The 19,245-nt window shown below is 72.1% G+C and carries 17 protein-coding genes; 8 read left to right on the top strand and 9 right to left on the bottom strand.

The features are described 5' to 3' along the window. The first annotated feature begins 117 nt into the window (after positions 1–117). Positions 118–594, top strand: a complete 477-nt coding sequence (locus tag C2865_RS11545; protein ID WP_106398341.1) for an RDD family protein — start codon at positions 118–120, stop codon at positions 592–594. Between the two features lie 58 nt (positions 595–652). Here the strand turns inward: C2865_RS11545 and C2865_RS11540 are convergent, their stop codons facing one another. Together C2865_RS11540 and lipA are read right to left on the bottom strand one after the other, a co-directional pair. Further along, positions 653–1,330: a DUF4191 domain-containing protein gene (locus tag C2865_RS11540; protein ID WP_332873351.1), complete on the bottom strand. Its 678-nt coding sequence runs from the start codon at positions 1,328–1,330 to the stop codon at positions 653–655. Between the two features lie 10 nt (positions 1,331–1,340). Then, entirely contained in the window at positions 1,341–2,273 is a 933-nt protein-coding gene (gene lipA, locus C2865_RS11535; protein WP_232835527.1) for a lipoyl synthase, read from the bottom strand. A gap of 55 nt (positions 2,274–2,328) precedes the next feature. Between lipA and C2865_RS11530 the strand changes: the two genes are divergently transcribed. Both C2865_RS11530 and C2865_RS11525 read left to right on the top strand, forming a co-directional pair. After that, the gene (locus tag C2865_RS11530; protein ID WP_106398338.1) at positions 2,329–2,652 is read left to right on the top strand and encodes a YbjQ family protein; all 324 of its coding nucleotides are present in this window, start codon (positions 2,329–2,331) and stop codon (positions 2,650–2,652) included. A gap of 129 nt (positions 2,653–2,781) precedes the next feature. Next, positions 2,782–3,285: a DUF1877 family protein gene (locus tag C2865_RS11525; protein WP_232835526.1), complete on the top strand. Its 504-nt coding sequence runs from the start codon at positions 2,782–2,784 to the stop codon at positions 3,283–3,285. 4 nt (positions 3,286–3,289) lie between these two features. Here the strand turns inward: C2865_RS11525 and lipB are convergent, their stop codons facing one another. Both lipB and C2865_RS11515 read right to left on the bottom strand, forming a co-directional pair. After that, entirely contained in the window at positions 3,290–3,958 is a 669-nt protein-coding gene (gene lipB / locus C2865_RS11520; RefSeq protein ID WP_106398336.1) for a lipoyl(octanoyl) transferase LipB, read from the bottom strand. A 10-nt stretch (positions 3,959–3,968) separates the two neighbouring features. Further along, on the bottom strand, positions 3,969–4,700 hold the full coding sequence (locus C2865_RS11515) for a Type 1 glutamine amidotransferase-like domain-containing protein (protein WP_106398335.1): 732 nt from the start codon (positions 4,698–4,700) through the stop codon (positions 3,969–3,971). A gap of 212 nt (positions 4,701–4,912) precedes the next feature. On the opposite strand from C2865_RS11515, the gene C2865_RS11510 reads away from it, so the two are divergent. Then, positions 4,913–5,719: a phosphatase PAP2 family protein gene (locus C2865_RS11510; RefSeq protein ID WP_232835525.1), complete on the top strand. Its 807-nt coding sequence runs from the start codon at positions 4,913–4,915 to the stop codon at positions 5,717–5,719. A gap of 19 nt (positions 5,720–5,738) precedes the next feature. Here the strand turns inward: C2865_RS11510 and C2865_RS11505 are convergent, their stop codons facing one another. Further along, complete coding sequence (locus C2865_RS11505; RefSeq protein ID WP_106398334.1) at positions 5,739–6,554, bottom strand: SAM-dependent methyltransferase; 816 nt, start codon at positions 6,552–6,554, stop codon at positions 5,739–5,741. Positions 6,555–6,604: 50 nt separating this feature from the next. On the opposite strand from C2865_RS11505, the gene C2865_RS11500 reads away from it, so the two are divergent. After that, positions 6,605–7,828 carry a cytochrome P450 gene (locus C2865_RS11500; RefSeq protein WP_232835524.1) on the top strand — a complete coding sequence of 408 codons (1,224 nt, stop codon included), beginning with the start codon at positions 6,605–6,607 and terminating at the stop codon, positions 7,826–7,828. 42 nt (positions 7,829–7,870) lie between these two features. Here C2865_RS11500 and C2865_RS11495 read toward each other — a convergent pair whose 3' ends face one another. The 3 genes from C2865_RS11495 to C2865_RS11485 form a co-directional block, all read right to left on the bottom strand. Then, complete coding sequence (locus tag C2865_RS11495) at positions 7,871–10,849, bottom strand: bifunctional [glutamine synthetase] adenylyltransferase/[glutamine synthetase]-adenylyl-L-tyrosine phosphorylase (protein WP_106398332.1); 2,979 nt, start codon at positions 10,847–10,849, stop codon at positions 7,871–7,873. A gap of 74 nt (positions 10,850–10,923) precedes the next feature. Further along, a complete protein-coding gene (locus C2865_RS11490) occupies positions 10,924–11,952 on the bottom strand; it encodes a terpene synthase family protein (protein WP_106398331.1) in 1,029 nt (342 codons plus the stop codon). 46 nt (positions 11,953–11,998) lie between these two features. Then, positions 11,999–12,736: an arginase family protein gene (locus tag C2865_RS11485; RefSeq protein ID WP_106398330.1), complete on the bottom strand. Its 738-nt coding sequence runs from the start codon at positions 12,734–12,736 to the stop codon at positions 11,999–12,001. Between the two features lie 192 nt (positions 12,737–12,928). Here C2865_RS11485 and glnA point away from each other — a divergent pair, with 192 nt between their 5' ends. The 3 genes from glnA to C2865_RS11470 all read left to right on the top strand — a co-directional run bounded on the left by glnA (position 12,929) and on the right by C2865_RS11470 (position 16,940). Next, positions 12,929–14,290 (top strand): type I glutamate--ammonia ligase, encoded by a 1,362-nt coding sequence (gene glnA / locus C2865_RS11480; RefSeq protein ID WP_106398329.1) that lies wholly within the window; start codon positions 12,929–12,931, stop codon positions 14,288–14,290. Positions 14,291–14,367: 77 nt separating this feature from the next. Further along, positions 14,368–16,146, top strand: coding sequence for an NAD+ synthase (locus tag C2865_RS11475; RefSeq protein WP_106398328.1), 1,779 nt, complete (start codon positions 14,368–14,370; stop codon positions 16,144–16,146). A 74-nt stretch (positions 16,147–16,220) separates the two neighbouring features. Then, positions 16,221–16,940: an RDD family protein gene (locus C2865_RS11470; protein WP_106398327.1), complete on the top strand. Its 720-nt coding sequence runs from the start codon at positions 16,221–16,223 to the stop codon at positions 16,938–16,940. A gap of 7 nt (positions 16,941–16,947) precedes the next feature. Here the strand turns inward: C2865_RS11470 and C2865_RS11465 are convergent, their stop codons facing one another. Further along, the gene (locus C2865_RS11465) at positions 16,948–19,071 is read right to left on the bottom strand and encodes an ATP-binding SpoIIE family protein phosphatase (protein WP_232835523.1); all 2,124 of its coding nucleotides are present in this window, start codon (positions 19,069–19,071) and stop codon (positions 16,948–16,950) included. Between the last annotated feature and the right edge of the window lie 174 nt (positions 19,072–19,245).

The following is a 19,245-nucleotide window of genomic DNA, read 5'->3' as shown; positions in this document are numbered from 1 at the left end:
GCCGTATCCGGCTCGTTTCCGATGTGTTGCGGGGCGGTAACCGGGTCCGGCCTAAGTCCTACCTTGCCGGACGCGGGGCGCGGCAACCCCTCTGGCCACTGCCGGTACGTTTGAGGGGTGAGCGGTAACGAGAACAAAGCCCGCTGGACCGGGACGTGGTTGAGCGGGGCGCGGGCGGCGGGAGCCGACCTGGGGTATCCGGGAGAGCAGCTCGGGCTGCCCCGCACGGGCCGCGGCTCCGCCGGCAGCTACGCGCGGCGGCTGGTGGCGCTGCTGGTCGACTGGTTCCTGTGCACGCTGATCTCCGGCGGCCTGGCCAACGCCTTCGACTGGTCGGACCAGGCCAAGAACCTGACGACCCTGCTGATCTTCGGCCTGCAGGCCTGGGTGCTGGTGGGCTTCACCGGCACCACGCTGGGCAAGGCCGTCGCGGGGCTGCACGTGGTGCGGCTCGACGGCCGGCCGGTCGGCCCGGTGTGGTCGCTGGCCCGCATGGTGCTGCTGCTCCTGGTGGTGCCCGCCCTGCTGTGGGACCGCGACCACCGCGGCCTGCACGACCGGGCCGCCGACACGATCGTCATCGAGAGCCGCTGACCCCGGCGACGCGAAAGCCCGCGGAGGGGTCTCCGCGGGCTTCCTCACGGCCGTGCCGTCAGCGGGAGCGGGGCCGGGGGGCCTTGGGCATCCGCACGTTGCGCGGCATCGGGCCGCCGGGCATGCCGGGCTTGGCCGGCAGCGCGCGCATCCGGTCGTTCAGGTCGTTGAGCTGGGCCTTGTTGAGGTTGCGGGGCAGCTTCATCACCTTGCCCTGCAGCTTGGAGAGCGGGATCTGGCCCTCCTCGTCGCCCACCTGGAAGTCGTAGATCGGCACCGAGGCGGCGAGCCGCGAGATCTTCTTCTTCTCCGCGCCGAGCAGTCCCGCCACCCGGGAGGAGGGGCCCTCGGAGACCAGGATGATGCCGGGCCGGCCGACCACCCGGTGCACCACGTCCATGTTGCGGTTGCCCGCCACCGCCGGGGTCACCACCCAGTTGCCCCGCATGGTGTCGAGCACGCCGAAGGCGGCGCCGATCTGGCCCTCCATCAGCTTGTACTGGGTCTTCTGGGCCAGCTGCCCGAAGACCACCATGCCCACGATGATCGCCGCCATGATCCCCAGCGGGATCATGAACCACAGGCTGCTGATGAAGAAGCCGAGGACCACGAACAGCGCCAGCGTGCCCAGCGCCGAGGCGAAGACGATCGGGAGCGCCTTCGGGTTGGACCGGTGGACCATCTGGGCCACCATGCGGATCTGCCGGAAGCGCCCGGGCTTGTCGTTCTCTGCCATGTCGCTCATTCTAGTGATCGGCGCGCGCCTCGACCGCCTGGCGGTACAGCCGGCCCGCGCGGTAGCTGGAGCGCACCAGCGGTCCGGACATGACTCCGGCGAAGCCGATCTCGCCGGCCTCCTCCTGGAGCTCGACGAACTCCTGCGGCTTGACCCAGCGCTCCACGGGGTGGTGGCGCGGGGTGGGGCGCAGGTACTGGGTGATGGTGATCAGCTCGCAGCCGGCCTCGTGCAGGTCGGTCAGCGCCTGGGAGATCTCCTCGCGGATCTCGCCCATGCCCAGGATGAGGTTGGACTTGGTGACGAGGCCGGCCCGGCGGGCCTGGGTGATCACGTCCAGGGAGCGCTCGTAGCGGAACGCCGGGCGGATGCGCTTGAAGATCCGCGGCACCGTCTCCAGGTTGTGCGCGAACACCTCGGGCGCGGCGTCGAAGACCTGGCCGAGCAGGTCGGGCCGCCCGTTGAAGTCCGGGGCCAGCAGCTCGACGCCGCAGCCGGGGACCCGCTCGTGGATCTGCCGCACGGTCTCGGCGTACAGCCAGGCGCCCTGGTCGGGCAGGTCGTCGCGGGCCACACCGGTGACGGTGGCGTACTTCAGGCCCATGGTCGCCACGGAGTCGGCCACCCGGGCGGGCTCGCCGGTGTCGTACTCGGCGGGCCTGCCGGTGTCGATCTGGCAGAAGTCGCAGCGCCGGGTGCACTGGTCGCCGCCGATGAGGAAGGTGGCCTCGCGGTCCTCCCAGCATTCGAAGATGTTGGGGCAGCCGGCTTCCTGGCAGACGGTGTGCAGGCCCTCGCCCTTGACCAGCTCGGTGAGCTCCCGGTACTGGGGGCCCATCTTGAGCTTGGTCTTGATCCACGACGGTTTGCGTTCGATGGGGACTTCGGCGTTGCGCACTTCCAGCCGCAGCAGCTTCCGCCCCTCTGGGGCTACAGCACTCACATGGCTAGGGTACGTCCCAGATCGGCGTTCTTCATCCGCAGCGGAGGCACCCCCCATGATCGTCTCTACCATGAACGACCTGCCCGGATACCGGGTGACCGAGGTGATCGGCGATGTGTTCGGGCTCACGGTCATGGTCCGCAGCGGCGCGTCGAGCATCGAGGCGGGCCTCAAGACGCTGCTGGGGGGCGAACCCCGCGGTATGGCCAAGGAGCTGCACGACTTCCGCCTGCAGGCGCGCAGGCGGCTGGTCAGGGCCGCCGAGGAGGCGGGCGCGGACGCCGTCCTGGCCGTCCGCTACGAGTCCCATGACCTGCGCGATGTGGGGACGGAGATCTGCGCGTACGGCACCGCGGTACGTGTCCAGAAGGTGGACTGAGGGATAGAAAAGTACAGTCTGTATAACAATCGGGTGGTCCATGCAGGCCGATTCCCGGTTTTGGCTCCCGCGCGCGAAGCGATCTCTCTAGGGTGACTCGCTGTTGCCAAACGAGTCGCACATGAACAAATGAGAGGAACAGCCGTGGCGCTGGCCATGACCTATCTGAGGCTGCCGGTGGAGGGCGGTGCCGACCCGGGCCAGGTGGCGCGGCAGGTGTTCGGTTCCCCCGACTGGCGCAAGGCCCACCCCGGAAGGGTGCTCGACCTGGCCGGTAACTGGCAGGGGCTGCACTACCTGATCACCGGGGACCCCTGGGAGGGACGCTCCCCCGAAGCCGACATCGTGTGCGGCGGCCGCCTGCTCACCGAGGACGGCGCCGACGCGCTGGGGTTCGACGTCATCTTCCTCTCCCAGGAGCGGGTGAAGATCGCCGCCGACCACCTGGCCCACACGCCCTTCCCCTCGCGCCGCTTCGACCTCGCCGCGATGGCGATGGCGGACGTCCAGGGCGTGTCGAGCTGGACCGACGCCGCCCGGGACAACCTGTTCAAACCGAGCTACCACACCCTGGGCCGGTTCTTCTCCGACGCCGCCGCCCACGGAGAGACGATCTTCAAGACGATGGGGTGAGGCCCTACGGCTGCGCGAGCGTGCGGTGCGCCGTCTCGGTCGCGCCCAGCCGCGCCGCGAGGTGCTTCTCCACCAGCGGGAGCACCTCGCGGACCCCCACCGGGCGGCCCAGCTCGCGGGTGAGCGAGGTGGAGGAGGTGTCCTTGAGGCCGCAGGGCACGATCTTGTCGAACCAGCCCAGGTCGCAGTCGCAGTTGATCTGCACCCCGTGCATGGTCACCCCCTGGGAGACCCGCAGCCCGACGGAGACCAGCTTGCGGTCCGGGTTCACCCCGTCGACCAGCCAGACGCCGCTGCGCCCCTCGACCCGCACCCCGGTCAGGCCGAAGTCCGCCATGACCCCGATCATGGCCTCCTCGAGCAGCCGCACGAACGCCACCACGTCGATCGGGTCGGCAAGCCGCACGATCGGGTAGAACGTCAGCTGCCCCGGGCCGTGCCAGGTGATCTTCCCGCCGCGGTCGACGTCGATCACCGGGGCCCCCGGGTCGCCCATCGGACGGTCCAGCGGCTCGGTGCGCTTGCCCGCGGTGTAGACCGGCTCGTGCTCCAGCAGGATCACCGTGTCGTCGATCTCGCCGGCGACCCGGCGCTCGTGGGTGCGCCGCTGCAGGGCCCACCCCTCCTCGTAGGGAACCGCCTGGTCACCGAAGCCCGCATGCACGAAAATCACACTGCAGAGCCTACTTGAGCTGGCGCGGCTCGATGGGCGTCTCCTTCGCCCCGCCCGAGCCGTCGCCCTCGATCCGCCACGCCCGCGCGTGCGGCCGGTACGACACCGCCTGGACGAACTCGGTGCCCACGTAGTGCAGGCCGACCCCCTCGTCGGCGGCGTAGCCGTCGGGCAGCTCGCCCGAGCCGACCGAGGCCTGCAGCAGCGGGCGCCGCTGCGGGTCGCTGTCGTAGTGCACGCCGCAGGAGTAGGGCAGCAGGCCGAGGCCGTCCCGCAGCGGGCGCAGCTCGGGCCCGAAGGAGTCGGTGTTGCCGCCGGAGTGCCAGCACAACGCGCCGGCGCTCTGCCCGGCCAGCACCACGCCCGCCCGCCAGACCTCCTCGAAGACCTCGGCCAGGCCGTGCGCCCGCCACAGCGCCAGCAGGTTCACCACGCTGCCGCCGAAGACGTAGACGAGGTCCTGGGCGAGCAGGTGGCCGCGCACGTCCTCGAGGTTGGGCATGGGGAACAGCGCGAGATGGCTGACCTCGGCGTCCATCCGGTTGAAGGCGTCGTAGGCCAGCGCCAGCCGCTCGGCCGGGTCGCCGGTGGCGGTGGCCAGGAAGCAGACGCGGGGGCGGTCCTGCCCGGTGAGGTCGAAGGCGTAGCGCAGCAGCGGGCTGGGCTCGAGCCCGTACCTGGCGTTGGGCAGGAAGCTCCCGCCGCCGATGGCGAGGATGTGCGGCTGTCCGTCGGTGCTCACATGCACTCCTTGGGATCGGTGAGGACCTTGCAGAGTCACCGTACGACCACGCACAGCCGCGGTTGGCGTTTTCCCCGATTCTGTGGATCGTTCGGCGCGCGTCCCTGAGCCGTCCCCGACCCGGGGGTGAGGGTGGACTACGCCGAAAGTCTGAGGCGAAGACCATCCAGCATGGTGATCTCAAAAAGCTTAAATTCCGCCAAAGTTAATCCATGCTCCAGATCGCCCCACCTCCCCCCAAACTCCAGGGAGTCCCGGTCACGGGCGGCGGCGCGGACGTCCGGCCGGTGATCCCGGCGGTCCGCACGCCGCCCGTGTGGCGCGAGCTCCTGCTGATCGCCTTCTTCTACGCCGCCTACATGGCCACCCGGGTCATCCTCGACGACCCCGACGGTCCCCAAGCGGCGTTCCGCAACGCCCTGCGGATCCTGGACTGGGAGCGGGCCGCGGGCCTGGACGTGGAGCTGGGCCTCAACCGGATGCTGCTGGAACACCAGTGGCTGGCCACGGCCGCCAACCTCTTCTACCTCAGCGCCCACTTCGTGGTGACGATCGGCGTCGTCGCCTGGCTCTACCGCAGCCGCCCCCTGCACTACGCGTGGCTGCGCACCGGCATCATGGCCGCCACCGGGCTGGCGCTGATCGGCTTCTGGCTCTTCCCGCTGGCGCCGCCGCGGTTCCTGCCCGAGCACGGCTTCGTCGACCCGGTCGTCTTCTTCGACACCCCCGGCCTGTACTCCTCCGGCGCCTCGACGGCGATGTCCAACCAGTACGCCGCGATGCCGTCGATGCACGCGGGCTGGGCGCTGTGGTGCGGCATCGCGCTGGCGCTGCTGGGCCGGGCCTGGTGGGTGCGGACGCTGGGCGTGCTCTACCCGGTGGTGACCGTGCTGGTCATCATGGCGACGGCCAACCACTACGTCCTGGACGCGGTGGCCGGCGCCGCGGTGATCCTGCTGGCGACCGGCGCCTCCTGGCTGGTCCACCTCAGGCGGCGGGGCGGCCGGGCCCCGGTGTGACGGTCGCGGGGGCGACGCCTCAGGGCACCCGGGCCACGGCGCAGAGCATCGAGACGTCCTCGACCGCGGGCCGCTGCTCGGGCGGAACGTCGGGACGCCAGTCGACGACGGAGGTGATCCCCGGTTCGACGAGGTCGAGCCCCTCGAAGAACCGGGCGAACTCCCGGGTGGTCCGCATCTGGAAGGTCACGCCGCTCTTCTTGTCGGCCTCGGTGACCTCGGCCCCCCGCTCCGGGGAGAGGTAGTCGAGGGTCGCGTGCGTCATGACGATGTGGCTGCCGGGGGCGAGGACCTCGCGCAGCCTGCCCAGCAGCCCGTAGGCGTCCTCTTCTTCGGTGATGAAGTGCATGGTCGCGACCAGGATCAGCGCCGTCGGCCGCGACAGGTCCAGCGTCTCGGCGAGTTCGGGGGCGCCCAGGATCTTCTCGGGCTCGCGCAGGTCCGCGTCCACGTACGCGGTCGCGCCCTCGGGAGAGCTGTTCAGCAGCGCGCGGGCGTGCACCAGCACGATCGGGTCGTTGTCGACGTAGACCACCCGTGACTCCGGGGCGACGCCCTGGGCGATCTCGTGCACGTTGCCCGCGGACGGAAGCCCCGCGCCGATGTCGAGGAACTGCCTGATCCCCGCCTCGGCGGCCAGGTAGCGCACCGCCCGCTGCAGGAACCTGCGGTTCTCCAGCGCGGAGAGCCTGATGGTGGGGAAGGCCGACGCGAGGATCTCGGCCGACTCCCGGTCCACGGCGAAGTTGTCCTTGCCGCCGAGCCAGTAGTTGTACCGGCGCGCGGGGTGCGCCCTGGTCGGGTCGATTCCCCGTGGGACACGTTCAGCGCTCACGGAACCTCATTGTGCCCCACGAATCCCTGACATCCCGAAATTTTCACGACATGATCGTCTTGGTGGCCATAAACAACGTGAAAGGTGCGGCGATGGAGCTGCGTTACAGCCCGTTCGACTTCACGGTCCACGAGGACCCGTACCCGTTCTACGCGCGGCTGCGGGAAGAGGCGCCCGTCTACCACAACGAGAAGGACGGGTTCTGGGCGCTGTCCCGGCACGCCGACGTCCTGGCGGCGTTCCGCGACGACCGGCGCTTCTCCAGCAGGAACGGGATCCGGATCGAGGAGCCCTTCTGGGGCCCCCAGGCCGAGCAGTTCTTCTCCTTCATCGCCATGGACCCGCCGAAGCACACCCGGATGCGCGGGCTGGTCAACAAGGCGTTCACCCCCCGCCGCATCGCCGCCCTCGAACCGCGGCTGCTGGAGATCGCCCGCTCCCACCTGGAGCCGCTGCTGGAGGGCGACGAGTTCGACCTGATCGACTTCGCCCAGAAGTTCCCCATCGACGTCATCTCCGAGCTGGTCGGCGTGCCCGAGTCCGACCGCGCGAAGGTCCGCGACCTCGGCTTCGCCATCATGCACGCCCCGGAGGAGGGCGACGGCCAGATGCACGAGGGCTCGACCGACGCCATGGGCGCGCTGATCGGCTACTACGCGCAGCTGACCGCCGAACGCGCCGAGCGGCCCCAGGACGACCTGCTGTCGGGGCTGCTCCAGGCCGCCGAGAACGAGGACCGGCTCACCCCCGAGGAGATCATCGGGATCCTGATCCTCCTGATCGGCGCGGGCAGCGAGACCACGATGCTGCTGCTGGGCAACGCCTGGCACGCCGCGTGGAAGCACCCCGCCGAGCGCCAGCGCGCCTTCGCCGGCCGGATCGAGGACTGGATCGAGGAGACCCTGCGCTACGACGCGGTCTCCCAGTCGTCGCCCCGCACCACCACCGAGGACGTCGAACTCCACGGGGTGACGATCCCCGCCGGCGCCAAGGTCCTGCTGCTGAGCGGCGCGGCCAACCGCGACCCGCGGGCCTTCTCCGACCCCGACCGGTTCGACCTCGACCGCGAAGCCCGCCAGCACCTCACCTTCGGCAACGGCCGCCACCACTGCCTGGGCGCGAACCTGGCCCGGCTGGAGGCCCGGCTGGCCCTGAAGGAGCTGACGGCGGTCGTCGCCGACTACGAGATCGACGAGGCCGCCGCCGAGCGGGTGCACACCTCCATCAACCGCGGCTTCCTCTCGCTGCCCACCAAGGTGACCGCCCGCCGCTGACGGCCGTCCCCGGGCACGGCTCGAGACCGTGCCCGGGTCGGCTCACCGCGTCCCGTAGAAGACGCGCTCGGTGACCTCGCGGGCGTGCCGGGCGTGCCTGCGCCAGTCCTCCAGCAGGTCGCCGCTGCCGGAGTAGCCCAGCAGCCCGCTGACCGCCGTGCGCTCCCGGTGGTGGTCGGTCGGCAGCAGGTCCGACGCCCGGCCGCGCACCAGCATCACCGCGTCGCGGATCTGGGTGGCCAGGCACCAGGCGGCCACCAGCGTCCGGGCGTCCTCGGCCCGCAGCAGCGAGTAGTCCACCGCCGCCTCCAGCGCGGCGAGCGTGCGGGTGGTGCGCAGTTCGGGCACCTCGAACGCGTGGCGCAGCTGCAGCAGCTGCGCCACCCACTCCACGTCCGACAGGCCGCCTGGGCCGAGCTTCAGGTGCAGCCTGCGGTCGACGCCGCGCGGCAGCCGCTCGGCCTCCATCCGCGCCTTGAGCCGGCGGATGTCCTGCACTTCCTGCTCGCCGACGCCGCCCTCGGGCCAGCGGATCGGGTTGATGACCTGGGCGAACCGCGCGCACAGCCCCGCGTCCCCGATGACGGGGTCGGCGCGCAGCAGCGCCTGGCTCTCCCACGGCGACGACCAGCGCCGGTAGTAGGCGGCGTAGGACGACAGGCTGCGCACCAGCGGACCCGACTTGCCCTCCGGGCGGAGGTTGGGGTCGATGCCCAGCGGCGGCTCGGGCGCCGGCAGCGCCAGCAGCCTGCGCAGCTCCTCCACGACGGCGTGCGCCGCCCGGTGCGCCTGGCGGTCCTCGGCGCCCTCCACCGGCTCGTAGACGAACATGACGTCGGCGTCGCTGCCGTAGTTCATCTCGCGCCCGCCGAACCGGCCCATCGCCACGATCGCCAGCCGGGCCGGGAGCGGCTCCCCCCGCTCGGTCTCGACCTTGTTGACGGCCGCGGTGAGCGCCGCCTCCAGGGTGACGGCGGTGATGTCGCTGAGCGCCTCGCTGACCGTCCGCACGTCGGCCAGGTCCAGCAGGTCTGCGGCCGAGACGCGGAACAGCTCCCGCCGCCGGATGGCCCGGACCGCCGCGACGGCGTGCTCGGCCTTCTCCCGGTCGCCGTGCCTGCCCACCACCGCCAGCATCTCGGCGCGCAGGTCCGCCACGGGGCGGGGGGCGAGCTCGGCGTCGTCGCCCAGGATCTTCACCGCGTCGGGGGCGCGCAGCAGCAGGTCGGTGACGTAGGCGCTGGAGGCCAGCAGCCGCGCCATCCGCTCGGCCACCGTCACGTCGTCGCGCAGCAGCCGCAGGTACCAGGGAGTGGCGCCGAGCGCGTCGCTGACCCGGCGGAATCCCAGCAGCCCCGCGTCCGGATCGGGCGCGTCGGCGAACCAGCCGAGCATCACCGGCAGCAGCGTGCGCTGGATCGCCGCCCGCCGCGACACTCCGCGGGTGAGCGCCTCGATGTGGCGCAGCGCCCCGGCCGGGTCGTTGTAGCCCAGCGCCAGCAGCCGGGCCCGCGCCGCCTCCGGGGTGAGCCTGGCCTCCTCGCCCGGCAGGTTGGCCACCGCCCGCAGCAGCGGCCGGTAGAAGAGCTTCTCGTGGATGCGCCGCACGCCCCGCGCGTGCCTGCGCCACAACTCGGTGAACCGCTCGGCGGGGTCTCCCGTCAGCCCCAGCGCCCGGCCCAGCCGGCGCAGCCCCGCCTCGTCGGCGGGCACCAGGTGGGTGCGGCGCAGGTGGTGCAGCTGGATGAGGTGCTCGGTGCGGCGCAGGAAGCGGTACGCCTCCTCCAGCGCGGCGGCGTCGTCCCGCCCCACGTACCCGCCCTCCGACAGCGCGGCCAGGGCGTCCAGGGTGTTGGGGCTGTGCAGCTGGGCGTCCGTCCGGCCGTGGACCATCTGCAGGAGCTGCACGGCGAACTCCACGTCGCGCAGTCCGCCCGGACCGAGCTTGAGCTGCCGCTCGACCTCGCCGTGCCGCTCCCTCAGGTGCTCCTCGACCCTGCGGCGCATCGCCTGCACGTCCGCGACGAAGTCCTCCCCCGCCGCGGCCTTCCACACCATCGGGGACAGGGCGTCGAGGTAGGCCCGCCCCAGCTCCGGGTCGCCTGCCACCGGGCGCGCCTTGAGCAGCGCCTGGAACTCCCAGGTCTTGGCCCAGCGCTCGTAGTAGGCGCGGTGGCTGGCCAGGGTGCGCACCAGCGGGCCCGACTTGCCCTCCGGGCGGAGGTTGGGGTCGACCTCCCACAGGGAGCCCTCGGGGGTGACGGCCGAACACGCCCGCATCATCGCCGAGGCCAGCCTGGTGGCCGCGCGCAGCGCCTCCTCCTCCCTGTCCTCGGCGCCCTCGGCGGGCTCCGCGACGAAGATGACGTCCACGTCGGAGACGTAGTTGAGCTCGCGCCCGCCGGACTTGCCCATGCCGATGACGGCCAGGCGGCACAGCACGTGCTCGGGGACCTGGGCGCGGGCGACGGCCAGCCCCGCCTCCAGCGCGGCGTCGGCCAGGACGGCCAGTTCCTCGGCCACCTCCCGCACGTCCGCCTCGCCGGTGAGGTCGCGGCCGGCCAGGTTCAGCAGCCTGCCCCGGTAGGCGGTCCGCAGCGCGTCCAGCGCGTCGGGCAGTCCCACGGGCAGCGTGTCGGCGGGGTCGGCGCCCACCGCGGCGAGCAGTTCGGCGCGCAGCAGCCCTGGAGCAGGCCTTTCGGGCGGTCCGGTGAGAACGTTCCACTGCCCGGGGTGGCGCGCCAGGTGGTCGCCCAGGGCCGTGCTGACGCCCAGGACGGCCAGGAGCCTGCCGGCGAAGAGGGGGTCGTCCGCCATCCGGCGGGGGAAAGCGGAATCGGCCTCGACCAGCCGGAGGAGTCCGCTCAGGGCCAGGTCGGGATCCGCGGTCCCGCCCAGGGCGTCGAGCAGCGGATCGTCGAGTGGAACAGGGGAAGTGGAGAGGGCCCTCTCAGCCGCGGACGCGTCGCTGAAACCCAGCCTCGCGAGCCTTGCGGTGAGGGAGGTACGGCGTTCACTCACACCTGTCAAACTAACCGTCCAGGGACCACTGGGAATGGATCAAGGTGGGCAAGGTCTCCGGAACGTTACAGACCTCACCTCAAAGCTACGCCGACGCGGCGGCGCGGTGAAGGCGCCGACGTGTCGGGCATGGGACTGTAGCGCCCGCTCTCCACCAGCCAGTCCAGCTGGGCGCGGGGCACCGACAGGAGCGCGCGGACCACCCGGCCCGCCCGCTCCCGGTCCTCCTCGGCCAGTTCCCGCCAGGCCGCCTCCTCGACGAGCCTTTCGGCCGCCTCGGCCATCCGCGCCAGCCCGCCCTCGATGCGCTCGCCGACCCAGGCGATCGCCGCCAGCGGTTCCAACTCCAGCTCCCGCACCGCCAGGGCGACGTAGTTGAAGGAGTTGCCCAGGCCGCTCTCGTGCGGGTAGGAGGCGACGTCGTTGCACCAGGCGGTCACGTCGTTGACGCCGTCGAAGAGGCGCTGCCAGGAGCGGGTGCGCACCACCGCGTCGGGGATCTCCACGCCCAGGACCGGCTCGGCCAGGTCCAGCATGAACGGGCCGTTGGTGCGGCGGCGCAGCCGCGGGTAGTCCGCCAGGCAGGGCGGCGTCCTGGTGCGGCGGCCCACCGCCTCGTCCGCGCAGCCCTGGCGGTGCCAGCCCAGGTGGATGCGGAACCGGCGGCGCCAGTCCCCGCCCATCTCCCGCGACGACTCCCGCCACAGCTCGGCCAGCGCGATCTCCAGCGGGCCCGCCCCGGCGCGGGGCGTCCCCCGGCGCACCGCCCGCGCCATCTCCTCGTACAGGGCGTCCACCTCGGTCGCCGAGCAGCCGAACGGGGTCTCGTCGCGCAGGTCGTCGAAGGCGAACAACCACAGCAGCCACCGCGAGAACAGGGCGGCCCGCTCGGCCGGGACGTCCGGGAAGACCCGGCAGGCCAATCGCTCGAACCGGCCGCGGCCCAGCCGCGAGGTGTCGGCGTCGCCGACCACCAGCCCCCGGGACCTGGCCCAGGAGGCGGTCTCCTCCCCGATCGTCCACAGGTCCCGGTGGACCGCGCAGGGCTCGGCGAGGGAGGGGACCCGCCAGGTCAGCGGCAGCAGCAGCTCGGAGGTCAGCATGCGCTCACGTTAGGTGAGCGCCGCCGCGGCCCCCGGGTCCTGCGGGTCAAAGTCCGGTCATGATGGGTTCCACCCGGGCGGCGGCGCCGTGGCCCGGCACCCAGGTGCAGGCGCCGCCCACCGCCACGACCCGGCCGGTGTCCAGCACCCGGCGGATCGCCTTGCCCACCTTCTTGAGGGAGGGCCCTCCCGGCGCGGGGTACAGCAGGCCGGGCAGCTCGTCGGCGTCGACCACGTCGAAGTCCACGTGCAGGTAGATCGGCCCGTCCGGCAGGACCGGCTCGTCCACGTCGGCCACCTGGCAGCGGGTGATCTCGGCGGCGGCGAGGTACTCGGCCTCCGGCGGGTCCAGGTCGCGCGCGTCCACCAGGGTGACCTGCCGCTCGGGCACCGGCACCAGGCCGAGCAGGTCGGCGATCACCTCGGGGTTGGCGCCCACCAGCAGCCGCAGCGGCATGCCCCCCAGATAACCGGAGGTGGTGCTCTGCGGGGTGTGCACGTCCCCGTGGGCGTCGAACCAGACGATGGAGGGGCTGACCCCCGCGCGCTGCAGACCCGCCACGACGGCCAGGGAGGTGGTGCAGTCGCCGGAGACGACGACCGGCCGGTCCCCCTCCCCCACCAGTTTCGCCACCGAGTCGGCCACCGTGTCGTAGAGCACCGCCATCCGCCGCCAGTGCCCGCCCTCGGGGAGCAGCAGCGTGATGGTCTCGTCGGCCTCGACCGGCGCCTCGAAGTCCGGCAGCCGCTCGTCGAGGTGATAGGGCACACAGATAACGCTCACTGGATGAAGGTATCCCGGAACTGTGGGATCGTTCGAGGACTTCGACCCTGGACGGGCCACTACGCGGATCGCACCCGGCGGGTAGGTTTGTAACGCCGGGGAAACACCCGCGGTGCAGACTGGGAGCAAGGCCCGGTGTGGCGGCGCTGAGCAGCCAAGACCCCGGTTCACCGGCTCGTAAGGAGAATGGCATTGGACCGTCAGCAGGAGTTCGTGCTCCGGACCCTCGAAGAGCGGGACATCCGGTTCATCAGGCTCTGGTTCACCGATGTCCTGGGCTTCCTGAAGTCCGTGGCGGTCGCCCCCGCCGAACTGGAGGGCGCCTTCGCCGAGGGCATCGGGTTCGACGGCTCCTCGATCCAGGGCTTCGCCCGGGTCCATGAGGCCGACATGCTGGCCAAGCCGGACCCCTCCACCTTCCAGGTCCTGCCGTGGCGGGCCGAGGCGCCCGGTGTCGCCCGCATGTTCTGCGACATCCTGATGCCGGACGGCACCCCCTCCTTCGCCGACCCCCGGTACGTGCTCAAGCGCACCCTGGGCAAGGCCGCCGACCTCGGGTTCACCTTCTACACCCACCCCGAGGTGGAGTTCTTCCTGTTCAAGGGCCTGCCCCAGGACGGCGCGGCGCCCGAGCCCGTCGACCAGGCCGGCTACTTCGACCACACGCCGCACTCCACGGCGCACGACTTCCGCCGCAACGCGATCACCATGCTGGAGTCGATGGGCATCTCGGTGGAGTACAGCCACCACGAGGGCGCCCCCGGCCAGCAGGAGATCGACCTGCGGTACGCCGACGCGCTGACCACGGCCGACAACATCATGACCTTCCGCCTGGTCATGAAGGAGGTCGCGCTGGAGCAGGGCGTGTGGGCCTCGTTCATGCCCAAGCCGTTCACCGAGTACCCCGGCTCGGGCATGCACACCCACATGTCCCTGTTCGAGGGCGACCGCAACGCGTTCTACGAGCCGGGCGCGGAGTACCAGCTCTCCAAGACCGGCCGCGCCTTCATCGCGGGCCTGCTGCGGCACGCGCCGGAGATCACCGCCGTCTGCAACCAGTGGGTCAACTCCTACAAGCGCCTGTGGGGCGGCCCCGGCTACGACGCCGGGCAGGGCGGCGAGGCCCCGTCGTACGTCTGCTGGGGCCACAACAACCGCTCGGCGTTGATCCGCGTGCCCATGTACAAGCCGACCAAGGGCCACTCCACCCGTATCGAGTTCCGGTCGCTGGACAGCGCCTGCAACCCCTACCTGGCCTTCGCGGCCGTCCTGGGCGCCGGCCTGAAGGGCATCGAGGAGGGCTACGAGCTGCCGCCGGGCGCCGAGGACGACGTGTGGGCGCTGACCCCGGCCGAGCGCCGGGTGCTGGGCATCCAGCCGCTGCCGCAGTCGCTGGACGAGGCGATCCGCACCATGGAGCGCTCGGAGCTGCTCGCGGACGTCCTGGGCGAGCACGTGTTCGACTTCTTCCTGCGCAACAAGCGCGCGGAGTGGGAGGACTACCGCCGCCAGGTGACCGAATACGAGCGCAAGCGCTACATCGAGGTGCTCTGATCCTGAGGCGACGGAGAGTGGTCCAGGCCACTCTCCTCGCCCGGATCGATCCGCGGGCTCTGATCTAGGCTGTTCGCATGGCCCGTCTACGCATCGCTCTCGCCCAGGTCAATCCCACCGTCGGCGATCTCGCAGGGAACGCCGGGCTCGTCGTCGAAGGCGCGCGGCGCGCGCTGGCGGCGGGCGCCGATCTGGCGGCCTTCCCCGAGATGGTGCTGACCGGCTACCCGGTGGAGGACCTGGCGCTGCGCGGCTCGTTCGTCGCCGCCTCCCGCGCCGCCCTGACCGACCTGGCCGCGCGGCTCGCCGCCGAGGGGCTGGGCGGGCTGCCGGTGGTCGTCGGCTACCTCGACCGCCGGGAGGCCGCGGCCGCGGGGCAGCCCGCGGGCGCTCCCGAGAACTCGCTGGCCTGGCTGCACCGCGGCGAGGTGCTGCTGCGCTCGGCCAAGCACCACCTGCCCAACTACGGGGTCTTCGACGAGTTCCGCTACTTCGTGCCGGGCGACCGGCTGCCGGTCGTGCGGATCGCCGGGGTGGACGTCGCCTCGGCCATCTGCGAGGACCTCTGGCAGGACGGCGGGCCCGTCAGCGCCACCGCCAAGGCCCGCGCCGGGCTGCTGCTGGTGATCAACGGCTCGCCCTACGAGCGCAGCAAGGACGACCAGCGGCTGGAGCTGTGCGCCCGGCGCGCCCGCGAGGCCGGCTGCACGCTGGCCTACGTCAACATGGTCGGCGGCCAGGACGAGCTGGTCTTCGAGGGCGACTCCCTGATCGTCGACGCGTCCGGGGAGCTGCTGGCCCGCGCGCCGCAGTTCGCCGAGGACCTCCTGATCGCCGACCTCGACCTGCCCGAGGCCGACCCCGCCCGCGGCGAGGGCTCCTTCCCGCTGGACGCCGGGGACGGCACCGTGATCACCGTCGAGCGCCGCCTCGTCTCCGACGGGCCCCGCCGGGACGGCCCCGCCGAGGCAGCGCCGCTCGCCGAGCCGCTCGCGGACGCCGCCGAGATCTACGGCGCCCTGGTCACCGGCGTGCGCGACTACGTGCGCAAGAACGGCTTCGGCTCGGTGATCCTCGGCCTGTCCGGCGGCATCGACTCGGCGCTGGTGGCGACCATCGCCGCCGACGCGCTGGGCCCCGAGAAGGTCCACGTGGTGCTCATGCCCTCGCGCTACTCCAGCGGCCACTCGGTGACCGACTCCGAGGAGCTGGTCAAGCGCCAGGGCCTGAACGCCCGCACGGTGCCGATCCGCGACCTGGTCGACTCCTACGAGCGGGAGCTGGAGCTGACCGGCCTGGCCGCCGAGAACCTCCAGGCCCGCGTCCGCGGCAACATCCTGATGGGCCTGTCCAACCAGCACGGCCACCTGGTGCTGACCACCGGCAACAAGAGCGAGCTCGCCGTCGGGTACTCCACCCTCTACGGCGACAGCGCCGGCGGCTTCGCCCCCATCAAGGACCTCACCAAGACCCTGGTGTGGGAGGTGTCGCGCTGGCGCAACACCCAGGCCGGGCCCGGCCCGTTCCTGGCCGCGCTCGGCCCCGAGCCGATCCCGGTGGCGATCATCGACAAGGAGCCGTCGGCCGAGCTGCGCCCCGACCAGCGCGACACCGACTCCCTGCCGCCCTACGACCAGCTCGACCGCCTGCTGGACGACTACGTCGAACGCGACCTGGGCCACGACGAGCTGGTCGCGGCCGGCCACGACCCGGCCCTGGTCGAGCGCGTCATCCTGCTGGTCGACCGCGCCGAGTACAAGCGGCGCCAGTACCCGCCGGGCCCGAAGATCACCGCCAAGAACTTCGGCCGCGACCGCCGCCTGCCCATCACGTCCCGCTGGCGCGAAAAGCACTGACCGCCTGTCTGTTCCGGAGGATGCGGCCTGAGTACGATCAGGCCGCACCACCCTCCGAACGGACGGAACCCCCCTTGACCACCCCGCCCGAATGGCAGGGCGACCCCGCAGGGCAGTCCCCTGCCGGTCAGCTCCAGCCGACCTTCCTCCCCCCGGACGACCCGTACGGGCAGCCCGGCCGATACCCCTCTCCCGAGAGGTACTCCCCGCCCGCCCACCGCCCGGCCGTTCACCGCCCGGCCGCCGGCCCGTACGGTCCGTACGACCTGCACCGCTACGCCGAACCGCCCTGGGGGCCGCCGGACGCGCCGCCGGGATACTTCGCCGTGGCCCATCTCGGCAAGCGGTTCCTGGCCAGGACCATCGACATCGCCGCCTCCGTCTCCCTGTCCGTATGCCTGGTCGTCCCGATCGTGCTGGCCTTCCGGAGGCAGGATCCCGCCACGCAGGAGGCCATGGTGCACCTGGTCGTCGCGGCCTTTTTCCTGATCGTCTTCGGCGGCTACTTCCTCTACGACGGCGTCCAGCACGCGCTGTGGTCGCGGACCCTGGGCAAGCGCCTCATGCACCTGCGGGTGGCGTCCGCCGACGCCCCCCACCTCCCGTTGGCCGGAGGGAAGGCCTTCGCCCGCGCGGCCCTCTACCCGGCGGGCTTCACCTTCGTGGGCATGCTGCCGTTGATCGGCCTGATCAGCCTGCTGAACGACTTCTCACCGCTGTGGGACCAGCCCAGGCGCCAGGCCTGGCACGACAAGATGGCCGGCACCGTCGTGCTGAACGACCGGCGGCCCTGAGTCTCGCTCAGTCGCGGGGCAGCCGGGGCAGGGGGAACTCGTCGGTGTGGTGGTTCTGGCCGGGCCACTCCTCGGTGAAGGCCGTGCCGTCGGGGTCGGTGCCGGGGATCGGCAGGTCGCACCAGACGACCTTGCCCAGGGCTGTGCGGCGGGTGCCCCAGCGGCGGGCGAACTCGCTGACCACCAGCAGGCCGCGGCCGCCCTCGTCGTCGTCGGCGGCGCGGCGCAGCCGCGGCAGCGCGGCCGAGCGGTCCATCACCTCGATGACCAGGGTGCGCTCGCGCAGCAGCCGCAGCTCCAGCGCGCCGGGCGAGTAGCGCACCGCGTTGGTGACCAGCTCGGACGCCAGGAGCTCGGCGGTGTAGGACAGCTCCGCCAGGCCCCACTCCTCCAGCTGGGCGCGCACCAGGCCGCGGGCGCGGCGCACCGCGGCCGGGTCGTTGGGCAGCGTCCAGGACTCGTGGGTGCCGGACGGCAGTTGCCGCAGCCGGGCGATGAGCAGCGCGATGTCGTCGCGGTGGTGGTCGTCGTAGACGCCCGCCAGGCAGGCCTTGGCCAGGTCCTCCATCGGGCGCTGCAGCGCGGAGGCGTCGAAGATGCCGCGCAGCCGGGCCAGGCCGTCGTCGATGTCGCGGCCCCGGCTCTCGACGAGGCCGTCGGTGTAGATGACGAACATGCTGCCGTCCTCGACGGCGTACTCCCGGCTCTCGATGGGGTTGCCGCCGACCACGCCCAGCGGCGGGGCGTCGGGCAGGTCGAGGTACTCGGTGGTGCCGTCGGCGCGCAGCAGCAGCGGCGGCAGGTGCCCGGCCGAGGCGATCTCCAGCAGCCCGGTGGTGGCGTCGTACACCCCGTAGACGCAGGTGGCGAAGTGCGGCTCCTGCTCGCCCAGCTCGGTCATCAGCTCGTGCAGGATGTGCAGGGCGTCGGCCGGCGGGTAGTCGAGGTTGGCCAGCGTGTGCAGCGCGGTGCGCAGCCTGCCCATGGTGACCGCGGCCTTGACGCCGTGGCCCGCCACGTCGCCGACGATCAGCGCGACCCGGCCGCCGGGCAGCGCGATCGACTCGTACCAGTCGCCGCCGACCTCGACCAGCTTGCTGCCGGGCAGGTAGCGGTGGCGCACCTCGACCGAGGACGGGTGCGACAGCCGGTTGGGCAGCAGGCTGCGCTGCAGGGTGAGGGCGGTGGCGCGCTCCCGGCTGAACCGGCGGGCGTTGTCGATGACGATGGCGGCGCGGGAGGCGAACTCCATGCCGATCTCGACGTCGTAGGCGTCGAACCGGCGGAAGCCCGCGGTCCTGGTGCAGATCATCATCCCGAGCAGGGAGTCCTGGGCGATCAGCGGCAGCATCACCATCGAGACGTCGTCCAGCAGCTCCCCGACCGGGGCGCGGCGCCAGGAGGCGGCGATCTCGGCGGCCCGCTCGGTGGTGATCTGCTTCAGGTGCACCGCCTCCCGCCGGTCCAGGCACTCCCGGTAGGGGGTGTCGGGCGGGTAGACCAGCACCTCGCCGGTGGGGAACGTCGAGGCCCAGTCCAGGTCGTGGCTGTCGGTGGCCAGCGCGATGCGGCGCAGCACCGCCGAGCCGCCGGCCTCGCCGGGCGACTCGTCGGCGGCGACCAGGCTCTCCAGAACCACGATGGCCGCGACGTTGCAGTAGTGCGGGACCACCACGTCGGCCAGCTCGCGGGCGCACTGGTCGAGGTCGAGGTTGGCGCCGAAGCGGGTGAGCGGGTCGTCGAAGAGGGCGCGGCGCACCTGCACCGGGTCCTGGAAGCGCTCGGCCGAGGGCAGCGCGACCCGGACGTGCACCAGCGCGGCGAGGTCTCCCCCGCCGACCATCGGCTGGAGGGTCACCACCGCCTCGCCGGGCCCGCGCATCCGCCAGACGGCGGTGCGCTCCTGCCCCTCGGCGACCGCCCGCAGGACGCCCTCGAGCTGCTCGGCGCCCTCCTCGATCAGCGCGGCCAGCGGGGTGCCCAGCAGCTCGCCGGGCTCGGTGGCCAGCACCGCCGCCGCGTTCCGCCCCGACTGGACGATCACGCCGCCGGCGTCGATGCCGAGGACGAGGGTCCTGGACGCCGAATCCGGAAGGGACGCCGTGGCCCTTCGCGCCATCGCGGTTCTCACGTGTGCCGCTCCCGCCGCCGTCCGCCTTCCAAGTCCTGGGGCCAAGTATGGAGCACCGGAGCGTTTCGTGCGTGGTTAGTCGGTCAAGACCGCCCGTCGCGGGCGTGTTCGGGGTGTTGCGGAGCCGGTTCCCCGGAGTGGTCCCGCCTGGTGAGATCTACTTCACTTTCGGAC

It is taken from the genome of Actinocorallia populi, assembly GCF_002995495.1.
Classification (GTDB): domain Bacteria; phylum Actinomycetota; class Actinomycetes; order Streptosporangiales; family Streptosporangiaceae; genus Actinocorallia; species Actinocorallia populi.
The sequence above is the reverse complement of the archived record's forward strand: the minus strand, read 5'-3'. Positions and strand labels throughout refer to the sequence as shown.